At 36.2% G+C, this 13,408-nt stretch carries 7 protein-coding genes and 2 pseudogenes; all 9 read right to left on the minus strand.

Translation table 11 applies throughout. The features are described 5' to 3' along the window. Positions 1-53: 53 nt before the first annotated feature. A pseudogene (locus MVE64_RS10340) lies at positions 54-1,396 on the minus strand (GH1 family beta-glucosidase). A gap of 258 nt (positions 1,397-1,654) precedes the next feature. Further along, positions 1,655-3,977: pseudogene (gene yicI / locus MVE64_RS10345) on the minus strand (alpha-xylosidase). 141 nt (positions 3,978-4,118) lie between these two features. Further along, positions 4,119-5,780, minus strand: a complete 1,662-nt coding sequence (locus MVE64_RS10350; RefSeq protein WP_247346224.1) for an ABC transporter substrate-binding protein — start codon at positions 5,778-5,780, stop codon at positions 4,119-4,121. Between the two features lie 124 nt (positions 5,781-5,904). Next, positions 5,905-6,813, minus strand: coding sequence for a carbohydrate ABC transporter permease (locus MVE64_RS10355; RefSeq protein WP_247346226.1), 909 nt, complete (start codon positions 6,811-6,813; stop codon positions 5,905-5,907). 15 nt (positions 6,814-6,828) lie between these two features. Continuing rightward, on the minus strand, positions 6,829-7,788 hold the full coding sequence (locus tag MVE64_RS10360; protein ID WP_247347019.1) for an ABC transporter permease: 960 nt from the start codon (positions 7,786-7,788) through the stop codon (positions 6,829-6,831). A 138-nt stretch (positions 7,789-7,926) separates the two neighbouring features. Then, positions 7,927-9,474, minus strand: a complete 1,548-nt coding sequence (locus MVE64_RS10365) for a response regulator transcription factor (protein ID WP_247346228.1) — start codon at positions 9,472-9,474, stop codon at positions 7,927-7,929. Then, the gene (locus tag MVE64_RS10370; protein ID WP_247346231.1) at positions 9,467-10,675 is read right to left on the minus strand and encodes a sensor histidine kinase; all 1,209 of its coding nucleotides are present in this window, start codon (positions 10,673-10,675) and stop codon (positions 9,467-9,469) included. The genes MVE64_RS10365 and MVE64_RS10370 overlap by 8 nt, the downstream gene beginning before the upstream one ends. 8 nt (positions 10,676-10,683) lie before the next feature. Further along, on the minus strand, positions 10,684-11,253 hold the full coding sequence (locus tag MVE64_RS10375; RefSeq protein WP_247346234.1) for a hypothetical protein: 570 nt from the start codon (positions 11,251-11,253) through the stop codon (positions 10,684-10,686). A 114-nt stretch (positions 11,254-11,367) separates the two neighbouring features. Next, positions 11,368-13,401, minus strand: a complete 2,034-nt coding sequence (locus tag MVE64_RS10380; protein ID WP_247346235.1) for a beta-galactosidase — start codon at positions 13,399-13,401, stop codon at positions 11,368-11,370. Positions 13,402-13,408 lie beyond the last annotated feature (7 nt).

Below are 13,408 nucleotides of genomic sequence, written 5' to 3' on the forward strand. Positions count from 1 at the left end.
AGTTGAAATCTATTAAATAAAAAGGGAAACGATTTAGTCGCTTCCCTTCTTCTCTAATACTCAAACCAATTGTTTGCAATCGTCTTTTTGTACCAATAAAAACTATCTTTTTTCGTTCTTTCTAGAGTGTTGTAATCAACATGTACAATCCCAAATCTTTTGCTATAGCCTTCTGCCCATTCAAAGTTATCCATTAAAGACCATACAAAATAGCCTTAATATTTACTCCAGATTCTATCGCTTGACTTAATGCGGTTAAATGCTGTTGTAAGTATTTAATTCTTCGGTCATCTCCGACTTTACCATTAACAGGTTCATCATTGTAACATGCACCATTTTCCGTAATATAAATCGGTACATCGCCATATCTTTTCGTAATGTGCGTCAGCACTTTAAAAAATCCCTCAGGATAAACCGGCCAATCAATATCCGTTCTTTCATAGCCCATTTCAATATATTCAAAGTCAAATAAACCTGTATTTTCTTTATAACGCGCGATATGACCTGTGTAATAATTAATCCCAAGAAAGTCAATAGGCTGGTTAATATCATCTAAATCTCCGGATTGGATATGAAGTTCAACCCCTTTTTTCCTAAACCATTCGACCATAAACTGCGGATATTCTCCCTTAAATACCGGGTCCATAAACCATTCCACATAATGACCAATGTCACGTTGACATGCATCGAGATCCTCTTGTTGATCACTAAAAGGATCTAGCCATGTGGTGTTTGGTGCAAAGCCAATTTGTCCATCTATCTCTAATTCTCTAAATTTTTTCACTGCTCGACCATGGGCAACTAGTAGGTGATGAGAGATATCAGTAGCTAGCTGAAGATCTTGATTTCCAGGTGCATGTGCTCCGATATGATTGGATAGAAAAGAAATACACCATGGCTCATTTAATGTAATCCAGTATTTAATTTTCCCTTTAAATTCACGAAACATCGTTTCTGCATATTGAACGAATGCATCAATGGTTTCTCTGTTTGCCCAACCGCCTTGATCTTGAAGGGCTTGTGGAAGATCCCAGTGATAGAGTGTACACATTGGCTCGATTCCATTTTCTATTAGCTTATCAACAAAATCATGGTAAAATTCTAATCCTTTTGGGTTTATGTCTCCCTTACCATTTGGATAAATACGTGGCCATGCAACAGAGAAGCGGTAGTAATCGATCCCAAGATCTTTCATGATTCTAATATCTTCTTCGTATCTATGATAGGAATCACATGCAATATCGCCGTTGTCACCACCTTTTACTTTTCCAGGTGTATGGGAGAATGTATCCCATATTGATGGTCCACGCCCGTCTTCGTTTGCTGCACCTTCAATTTGGTAGGATGCTGTTGCGGTTCCCCATTTCATGTCTTTAGGGAATTGAATGATTGCCATATTTATTGCCTCCATTATATTGAATGTTAGAAAGTATAGGGTTAACCCTTTTTATTGGGACGTTTCATTGCGCTGCAGACACAAGATTCCCCGGGGCGTGCGGTGAGCCTCCTCGGCGTAAACGGCTGCGGGGTCTAACCTGTCCCGCTGCTCCCGCAGGCGTCAAGTGTCTTCCGCTCCATTACACTATCGTTTTAAAACTAGTAGCATAAAATGTTAGAAAACCAACATTTGCCCAAAACTTAAAAGAACAATTAATTAAAGAACAACCGTAAATCTTTCAACACCATGTTCTGGTATAAGTTTTATTCCTAGTTCAGTAGATTTAATCTTTACAGAGTCAGCTCTACTTATTTCTGTGATTCCACGTAATAAAAGTGACCATGGTTTTCCTACAGTTTCAGAGATATTAATTGTTAGTTCATTTTCATTACGGGTTGCTGATACTGCTAGTTCTGCTTGTGATTTAGGGTTTCGCACAGTGGCTGTTGCTGTTTTACCGTCTTCGAGTTGGAAGAGGTGCAGTTCGGCATTGTTGGCGTAGTCATAATCAGCTTTGTTATCAATTGAACCGAACGCAATGAGTGAATTAGGACGAGCATATAATGGAAGACTTAAGTAGCCATGATTTTCAGTTCTCCATTCTCCTCCGTCTATTACTTCATTTGATAATAGATGCGTCCATTTTCCTTTTGGAAGATAAAATGATACATCTCCTTCTTCGTTAAATATTGGGTACAAGTAATGAGTCACCAAACATATATTGTCTATCCAATGTTTCGACAGCTGGATCGTTTTGGAACTCAAGTAGCATGGCTCTCATCATTGGAAGCCCTAGCTTTGCTGAATCATTAGCTGAATCAAAGATATATGGCATTAAGGTTGATTTTAACTTTGTGAAAAATCTCGTGACTTCGACAGCTTCTTCATCATATGCCCAAGGAACACGATAGGATTTACTACCATGCAAACGGCTATGACTTGAAAGAAGACCAAATGCTACCCAGCGTTTAAATAAATCAGCAGGAGCTGTACTTTCAAATCCACCGATGTCATGACTCCAGAAACCAAAACCTGTTAAACCAAGTGACAATCCTCCTCGAATGCTTTCAGCCATTGATTCATAGGTAGCATCACAATCACCACCCCAGTGAACCGGGAATTGCTGACCTCCTGCTGTTGCTGAACGAGCGAATAAGGAAACTTCCCCTTCTCCAAGCTTTTCTTTTAATACATCAAAAACAACCTTGTTGTATAAGAATGTATAGTAATTATGCATTTTGTCAGGATTCGAACCATCAAAGTAAACAACGTCAGTCGGGATTCTTTCGCCGAAATCGGTTTTAAAAGAATCTACCCCCATATCTACTAATCTTCTAAGATGACTAGCATACCACTCACATGCTGCAGGGTTAGTAAAATCAACGATTCCCATACCTGGCTGCCATTTATCCCATTGCCATACATCTCCATTAGGGCGTTTAATTAAATAGCCATTTTGAACGGCCTCGTCAAAAAGCTTTGATTCCTGAGCAATATAAGGGTTGATCCATACGCAAATTTTTAATCCTTTTTCTTTCATTCGTTTTAGCATTCCATCAGGATCTGGAAACATGCTTCGATCCCATTCAAAGTCGGTCCAATTTAATGCTTCCATCCAGAAACAATCATAATGGAATACCGATAATGGAATATCTCGTTCACGCATTCCTTCTACGAAGCTATTTACTGTTTCTTCATCATAGTTTGTTGTAAAAGAAGTTGATAGCCATAAACCAAACGACCATGCAGGTGGCATTGCTGGTTTACCTGTTAATGATGTGTAGTTTGAGATAACATTTTTTAACGTTTCTCCGCCAAAAATAACGTAATCTAATGATTCGCCTTTTACGCTGAATTGAATCTTTGATACTTTTTCAGAAGCCACTTCAAGAGATACGTTTTCCGGGTGATTGATAAAGACTCCATATCCTTTGTTTGATACGTAGAACGGGATGTTTTTATATGATTGTTGTGATGCTGTACCTCCATCTTGGTTCCATATCTCGATTTCTTGTCCGTTCTTTACAAAGGAAGTGAATCTTTCACCAAGACCATAGATATTTTCTCCAACACCTAAATTAAGCTCTTCGCGAACATAGGTTGTTTTATTTGCTGTTTCCGTAATGTGAGACATCGCCTTATAGCTACTGCCGGTTATTTTTTTGCCATTATATAAGTATTGAACTCCCCATGGTCCCTTTTTATTAATCACTGCACTTGTTTTTCCACTTGTAAATGTAATAGTATCTTCATTTTCTTCTATTGAAACGGGGGCTTGCTGTTCATAAAGCTGAAATTCTGGACCACGCTGCAATGTTCCTTTATGATGAATGATTTTTACTCGAATCGCATCTTCCATTGGAGATGAAAATTCCACTGTTAATAAGGACGTATCTAGTTGATAGCCTCGATCGGATATATCCTTCGGTGCTACTAATACTTTTAAAGTATTCTCTGTTGTAGTAGCCTTAAAAAACTGTACTCCAGAAATTAAATCTAAGCCTTCCCTTATCATCCAATATCCATCTGTAAATTTCATGTTTACACCTCTTCATATCATTAAGTCAATTTACCAAAAATCTATTTGGTAGATAGACGAATTTTCAAATTAATTACACTTAAATGTTCCTTATTTTTAAAAGAGACCCAAAGGTGATTTCGGGTCTCTTATCTTCTTATCTTAGTTATTCCAAAGCTCTACTCGCTCTTTGATTAATTCTGTTCTCATTGCTTCGGCTTCTTTCGCACCAGCGTCATCGATTTCTTTCAAGAAACCATCATACACCTTATCAAAGTCAGAAGGTTTTGCTAAGATTGCCTCCGGAATACGTTTCTTCACAATATCAAGCACCTTTTGTTCAATAAGCGCTAAATCTGAATCACCAGGAACTTGAATATTAAAAGATGTACCCCAAGGTTTGATAGGGAATTCATCTTCCTGTGGATATAAGTCCTTCCACATTTCAACACCATAGTTAGTTAATACTTCTTTTTCTACATCAGTATAAGCATCTTTTATTTGTTCTGGAGAAGCAATTGTATATGTTTGGCCATTTGAATCAGTTACTCCATCTCCATAAAGAGGAGCAAAGCCTTTTAATACACCAATACCAGTTTCTTTTACATAGTTAGCATTGTTATTTCTTTTATCCATTTCTTCATCAGAAATGACACGTTTTCCATCTTCAATTGTGTAGTGTTCTCCTTCAATTCCCCAGTTTTGAAGAATTTGACCTTCTTCAGATGCTAGAAAATCTAAGAATTTGATGGCAGCTACCGGATCTTCACAATTAGTTGTGATACCAACCCCCCAGCCAGCTAAATAACCAGCACTTTGGAAGTTCGCATGCTTCATATCTTCTTCCAGTGTCGCAGGGTATAATCCAAACATTCTATCGTGTTGACCTTGTTCACGTAATGCACGCTGCGCCTCGTCGAATTCCCAATCATCATCAATAATTCCTAATACACGTCCTGAAGATAATTTAGCTAAATATTGATCATATTTTTGAACAAAGCTTTCTGGATCAAGTAACCCTTCATCATTCATATGATTTAACCAACGGAAGTACTCTCTCTCCTCTGGACGCTTGTAATGAAACATTGCTTCATACGTTTCTGGATCAACATAGTATTCTCCATCATCAGATGCACCAGTTGACCAGAAAGCTGGGTTTGTCGTCGAAATCATAATGCGCCAGTCATCTGCTAATAGTGATAAACCAATAGTAGATTGCCCATTTACTTCTGGTACCTTTTCTTTATATTCTTTAATAGCGTTTTCAAAATCCTTTAACGTATTAATTTCAGGATATCCAAGTTCCTTTACAACTGCATGCTGTAATCCCACACCATGACTAGGCTTAAAGTACTGAGTGTCTACAGGAGCTGTAGGTAAAATGTAGATTGACTCATCATCACTGCTCCATTTTAGACGATTCATATAATCTCCATATACTTTTTTCAAGTTAGGAGCATGTTCTTCAATAAGATCCGTAAGATCAATAAGTGCACCAGCATCAACTAATTTTCCTGCTTCACCTTTTGGTGCAATAATGTCCGGATACTCTCCACTTGCAATCATTAAGGCAATTTTTTGCGTTCCACCATTTACGTCAAATTCAGGATTTAACGTTACACCTGTTTTTTCTTTGACAACTTTACTTACAGGACTTTCCATATTATCCCATTGCGTATGTGGATCTGCACTAAATAGAGTAAACTCTGTAAGGCCTTCTTTATTCTTTTCTGTTTCCGTTCCAGACTTGTTGCTACAGCCTGAGATGATCAGAACAAAACTAATTGCCATGAACAAAACAATCTTACTAACACTCTTTTTCATGTATGAAACCCCCTAGTTTGAAATTGTATACATAGAACAGAAGTTTATATCTACTACTCTCTTACACCTAGTTTAGTTGGATCACCTCCTACAAAGTTGAGTTATTAATAGACTTCATTAACTTTTAACAAGCCCCAATTGTCATTCCTTGCACAAAATATTTTTGAACAAATGGATAGACGACTAAAATAGGAACGATCGTTACAACTGAAATCGCCATTTTAATTGATTCTGGAGACACAAATGCTTTTAATTGATCCCCAGTCATCCCCTTCATCCCATTTGGATCTGTACTACCTACCGATGTATTTTGCAAAATCTTCATTAATTCATATTGCAGTGTTGTTAAATTTTCATTCATGCTGTTATATAAGTAGGTATCAAACCAAGAATTCCAATGCATAACTGCCACAAAAAGGGCAATTGTCGCAAGTACCGGTTTACATAGAGGCATGATAATTTTCCAAAAAATCATAAAATCATTTGCTCCATCAATTTTTGCTGATTCTTGAAGCGCATATGGAAGTCCATCAATAAATGAACGAACAATGATAATATTAAATGCATTTACAAGGCCAGGGATAATATAAACCAAATAGCTATTAATTAATCCTAAATCTCTTATCAACATGTACCCTGGAATTAATCCACCAGAGAAATACATCGTTAACACAATGATCATTGAGAATAATTTCCGTCCTTGAAAGTCAGCTCGACTAAGTGTGTATGCTACCATTGCAGATGAAATCACACCTAATATTGTTCCAATGATAGTACGGGTAGTTGAGTTGATAAAACCTGTTATTAAGTTATCGTATTTAAAGATTTCTATATAATTGTCTAGCGTAAAGGATCTTGGCCAAATATGAATGCCACCTCTTACTGTATCAACTGATTCATTAAATGAAATGGCGATTACGTTCAAAAACGGATATAGTGTGACGATTGAGATCAGAATTAAATAGGTATAAATAAACCAATCAAATAGTCGATCTTTTGCAGTTGATTTAGTAAGTGACTTATCTTTTCGCATGTTTATAATTCCTCCTTACATTACACTGGAGTTGGAATATTTCTTGAAAATTCCATTCGCCACAAAAAGTAGAATGATACTAACTACTGAATTAAATATGCCAATCGCGGTACCATATGAGAATCGCCCTAACCCTATTCCATAGTTCAACGCATATAAGTCTAGTACCTCGGCAAAGTCTACAACTAAGTTATTTCCTAATAGCATTTGCTTCTCAAAACCAATGCTAGTTAAGTGCCCAATATTTAAGATTAATAGAACAAGAATCGTTGGTCGTATTCCAGGCAATGTGATATGCCATATTTGTCTTATCCGACCAGCACCGTCTACCTTTGCTGCTTCGTAAAGCTGTGAATCAATCCCTGACATTGCTGCAAGGAAGATGATTGCGTTCCAGCCCATCTCTTTCCATATATCAGAAGCTACGACAATTCCCCAAAAATACGATCCTTCTGCCATGAATTGAAAAGGCTTGTCTAGTACGCCAATGCTTATTAATACATCATTGATCACTCCACCGTCAGTGGATAGCATTTTTGTCACAATCCCAGCAACGACGACCCAAGATACAAAGTGTGGTAGGTACGTGATTGTCTGAACCGTTCGTTTGAACATATTTACGCGAACTTCATTTAACAGTACAGCAAAAATGATTGGCATCACAAACCCAATGGTTAATCCAAGAATACTCATACCTAGCGTATTTCTTAGTGCCCGATAAAACCGATCATCAGAAAATAGCTCAATAAAATGCTCAAACCCAACCCATTCCTGCTGCAAAAAAGGTAGACCCGGCTTATAATTTTGAAAGGCCATCGTCCAACCCCATAACGGAAGATAATTAAATACAAGGACTAGGATGACAAAAGGAACAGACATCATATATAAATATTTTTGTTGAACTAAGGTTTTCCAAAAGCTGTTTTTCTTAGTTTGAATGATTGTAGCCGTTTTTTTGCTAGTAACCGTTTTCATAGCCACTGATTCCTCCTTACTTATAACTCAATGATAGCGCATACAATTAAGATTAAATACCTAACAAATTTAAACAAAAATCATATAAAATTTTCATATATAAAATATAAAAAACGTACACCGAAAAAATCGTGTACGTTAAGGTGTTTTTCTTCTATATTTACTTGGAGACATACCAACATATTTTTTAAATTTATTATGAAAATAATCAACATTAGAATAGCCAACCTTTTCGGCTACCTGGTAAACCTTCATACCTTCTGTTAATAATGTTTTAGCATTTTCCATTCGAATCTTATCAAGATATGTGTTGAAATATTCCCCCGTATGATTTTTGAAAATTTTACCTAAATAGGCACTATTATAATCAAATATCTTTGCCAATGTCTCCAGCTTTAAATTTTCATGATAATGACGATGGATAAAATCTACCAGTTTCTTTAATTGCCCCTCTTGGTCCCCAACATTTTGACTAGAAATAACCTTAAACAATAAATCATAAATGTAATCTATCAAAACATACATAGATGTTTTATCATTAATTTTATGAAGATCTGCCGTGAGATCTGATAACGTCTCACTTAGCTCTGGTTTATTCACTGAGCACTTATTAAGGACCATTGATAATAAGCGGATAAAGCTTGTTTTGATTTGTTCCTCTGAATACTCCATATTAATCATTGTTTGCGCAGCTTCCATTATTTCATTTTTTAGTGCCTGTTCATTAAGAGCTTCTAGAGCAAAATAGAGTCTCTCTGTAACTGTATGGATTGGAAACTCATTTATATGAATTTCATTGTCTTTTTGATCTTTAGCCATTAAGAAAAGCTCTGAATCCGATCTTAGAAATTTAGATTCTTTATAATAAAATGCATCATCGAGTCTAGCTTTTGTGTTTCTATATTCAACCCCTATGTCACGAATGACTGGAAAAACATGACTTACAGACATTACAATATTTGTACCCTTCATATGGTTGGTTACTAATTCATACAACTCATTATAATGAACAAGGCTCGGTCTTATGTCTTTTAATAGGATACAAAGATAATGATCTCTACTGAACAAATAGCCCCAGGTTTCTTCAATATAATCTGTTAAGCGTAATCTAGCCTCTTCGAGATCTATGTTTGTTTGATTTAAACATTTTATTAATACTACCTGATAATTTTTTGCTTCTAAACCTAATCCTGCAACGTCACGATTCAAATTAGGATAGGAAACATCTTCATTAGAATCAATCAATTCCTTCAAGAAAGCTTGTCTACTATCAGGTAAGCTGCTAGCTTTTAATTCGTTAGAAGCTTGTTTTGAATCTAACGTTTTCTTAATTCTTTTCACATATTCAATTAATTCTTCTTCCTCTACTGGTTTTAATAAATAGCCAGTCACATTTTGCCTAATAGCCTTCTGAGCATAAGAAAAATCAGCATATCCACTCAGTACTAGAAATTGCACCTGATCATCATTTTCCCTAACGGTTTCAATAAGGGTGATCCCATCCATCCTTGGCATCCGAATATCAACAAGAATGAGATGGACTTCATTCTCCTTATATTTTTCGAACCCCTCTTGTCCATCTTTTGCTGTATCAATCACGTTGAAATCAAAGTCCTCCCAAGGAATTAATGTTCTCAAACCTTCCCGAATCATCGGCTCGTCATCAATAATTAACACGTTATACATGTTCCTTCCCCCTTGCTGGTATGACAAATAAAACCTCTGTTCCACTATTAGGTTGACTCTTAATTGTTAAACCGCTTTTCTTTCCAAACGTAAGGATAAGTCTTTGATGCACATTCACTAAACCAATTCTATTTTCTCTAGTATCCTCGATATTTTCCAAGGCTTTATTGATTAGTTGTAGCTTTTCCTCATCTATCCCAACTCCATTATCTGAAACAAGTACATGCAATTCTTCACCTATCACCTTTGTAGTAATTTCGACTTGTCCACCCTGTGACTTATCTTCTATACCGTGAAGAACGGCATTTTCTACAAGCGGCTGAATAATAAGAGGATGAATATAAAGCTCCTCTGATAATGGATCAATATTTAACGAATATGTTAAGCGGTCATCATAGCGGAATTTTTGAATCTCTAAGTAACACCTTACTAAGTCAATTTCATTTTGTAACGTGACCATTTCTCCTGTAACAGAAATGCTTTTTCTCATTAATTTACCTAGCAATTTAACAACTCCGGCAATTTCCTTTTCCCCCTTCATATGCGCCTTCATCCTGATCGATTCTAACGCATTGAAAAGAAAATGCGGGTTAATTTGACTTGCCATCATTTTTAACTTTATTTCCTGCTGACGTTTTTCTAGTATATTGTTTTTTCTGTGCGCCTTGTCTACTTCTTCTATTAATTCTCGTATATTTCGAATCATATAATTTAATTGATAAGATAACAGCCCGATCTCATCTTCCCCATCAACCTGAATATAGACATTTAAGTCCCCTTCAGAAACAGTATCAATCTGTTCACCCAACCTAAGAATTCTTTTAGATAAAAGCTTGGAGAAAAAATAGATTAATAGAACTGCTATCACTAGACTAATAATAATGACAATTAATCCTAGCCCAAGAAACTTATTCGCATCCTCCATAATAACCTTCTGAGGGATAACAGAGACAAATTTAAGTTTATTTGAACTAATTTCGGGCAATAAAACATCAACAAGAACTTCAGCTTCTTCTCCATCAACCTTCCCAGAAAAAGTACCTGACCATTCATCAGGTGGCAGATCACTATCAACAACTTCATCTAATTTTTTGCCTATAAATTCTTTACGATTTGAAACGGCAATATAATGATTATCATCGATAATCATAACCGGTGTTTGTTCTTGGCTGAGCATATCGTATAAATGATTATTGTTCACATTGATCACTAAAAGAGGCTTGTTTTATAATCCGTATAGTTAATCTTTCTTACTAAGCTTAAGTATTTTTCGTTGTTTTTCGTTTCATCCGGTATATAATACCAGCCTATTAATCCATTAGCGTTTTTTGTAGAATGATACCAAAAATTATCTTCAATGTATTCCTCAGGAATAAACCTCCAGTTATTTAGCATTGTTTTATTTTTTGTGTAAACACGTATGTTCGAAATTTCACTAAATGTTTCAAGATACTCTTCAATTTTATGATAGCTATTATAGGAAGAAACAACTTCTTGAATGGTTGTATATTCCTTATTAAGAATTTCTTTCAATTCAGAATCTAACGTTAAGTTATTTGATACATATATAGCCTTTTCTAACGTCTCGGCAGTACGCTTTTTAACCCGTTCTAAATCAGAGGAAACTTGTTCTTTTGCATCGGTAAGAGCATTTGATCTTAATTCATGAGTCAAAAAAGTTCCTACAATAAGCAATGGAATAATAACAGCTATAACAAACGAAAACACTAGCTTAGAATGGAGCTTCATATTATTAAAATAGTTTTTTATACGATTCATAAAATTGCACCGCCAAGATTTGTGTGTAAACGCTTTAAATTTTGCAAACTAGTAAAAGTTATCTAGGAATAGGTCAGTAGGGAAAAGAGGCTAAAAAAGATAGCCCCTTCATCGTCATTTACTCTGCTCAATAATCGCAACATCATATGAAGCCAGCTCAATTGAGTGCTCGACTTTTTTTCCGGTTAGTAGATTAAGTCCATTTACAGAAGGAAGCTCAATTTTTACAGCATCACGATTATGGTTTAAAACAAATACATAGGTTTTATCGCCCTTAATACGTTTTGTAATTTCAACACCAGGCTCGTTCCCTGCAAAATCATTGCTTATTCCTTTTTCATTCATCATTCCATGAAGTAACCCATTTAAAAATTCATCATCTGGGCTTGATGCCACATACCATGCTTGCCCTTTACCATATTTATTCTTCGTTACCACTGGTCGGCCCTGATAAAAATCCTCTCCATAGGTGGCTATGGTCTCCGCACCTTCTGAATGAATAAGATCGAATAATAGGTTACAAGAATACTCTCCCTCTAAGGTGCCATATTCTTTTTCCATCAATATTTTGTTTGTATGTTCTGGAGCAAGTGCATCTATTTCTTCTGACCATATTCCAAGAACTTTACGCAATTCACCAGGATAACCTCCTAATGTGACCAGATCATTTTCATCTACAATTCCACTAAGAAACGTCGTTAAAAATGTTCCGCCCTTTTCTACAAAGTGTTCAATCTTCTTTGCGTATCCAGGCTTGACCATGTATAAAACAGGGGCAATCACTACTTCATATTGACTCAGATCTGCTTCAACACTGATCATATCTACCTGAATATTTTGGTCAAACAAAGCCTTATAATATTTGTGAACTACATCTACATATTTCAATGAGATAGATGGACCTGAGGAATATTCAACGCCCCACCAATTATCCCAATCAAACACAATCGCTACTTTTGCTTTGACTCTTGAATTTAATAGAGTATGTGATAATTGATCAAGCTCTTCCCCCAGTTCCGCTACCTCTTGGAAAACTCTTGTATGCTCATGACCGACATGCTCGATCACAGCTCCATGGAATTTTTCACAGGCTCCTCTTGAACGTCTCATTTGGAAAAACAACACTGTATCAGAGCCGTGGGCAACTGCTTGATAGCTCCACAACCTCATCACACCAGGACGCTTCAATGCATTATATGGCTGCCAATTTTGCTGACTTGGAGTTTGCTCCATTAACATAAAAGGTTCCCCATCTTTTAAACCGCGCATTAAGTCATGCATCATCGCTGTATAGCTAACAGGTGTGTCAATTGAAGGATAATTATCCCATGCAATGACATCCATATACGGGGCCCACTTTTGATAATCTAGTGGCTTATAAGCACCCATTATATTTGTTGTAACAATAGTATCAGGTATAGATTCTTTAATAATATCATACTCCATTTTATGGCATTCTAACATACTATCAGAATTAAAACGTGCATAATCTAAGGAGATTCCTTGGAACATTGTGTGTCTTTCACCAAAATGCTCACTAAGTAGATTAGGTGTGACAATTTCGTCCCAATCATAAAATGTATGTCCCCAGAAACTTGTGTTCCAGGCTTTATTAATGTGATCTAATGTACGGTATTTTTCTTTAAGCCAAACACGAAATGCTGTCTCACAATTATCACAATAGCAGGCTCCACCCCACTCATTTGAAATATTCCAAAGCAGTACAGCCGGATGCTTCTTATAGCGCTCAACAAGTTTCCCTACAAATAAAGAAGCATATTTACGGTAAGACAAGCTGTTCGGGCAAGAATTATGTCTACCTCCAAACTTCCGTTTCTTTCCGTCAAATTCAGTTCGTAAAACATCTGGGTATTTCTTAGCAAGCCACGCTGGATGAGCCGCTGTACCGGTTCCTATTCCTACCTGTATACCATTTTCATATAAGGTATCAATCACTTCATCTAACCATTGAAAATCGTAAGAAACTTCATCTTTTTGAGAGGTTGCCCATGCAAAGATATTCACTCTTACAAAATCAATTTTTGCTTTTTTAAACATCCTTATATCTTCATACATTGTTTCACGGTCATATTGCTCTGGGTTATAATCGCCACCATAAATCATTTTCGAGATTTTTGTACTAATCATAGCCGTG

Source organism: Metabacillus endolithicus (assembly GCF_023078335.1).
Lineage (GTDB): Bacteria > Bacillota > Bacilli > Bacillales > Bacillaceae > Metabacillus > Metabacillus endolithicus.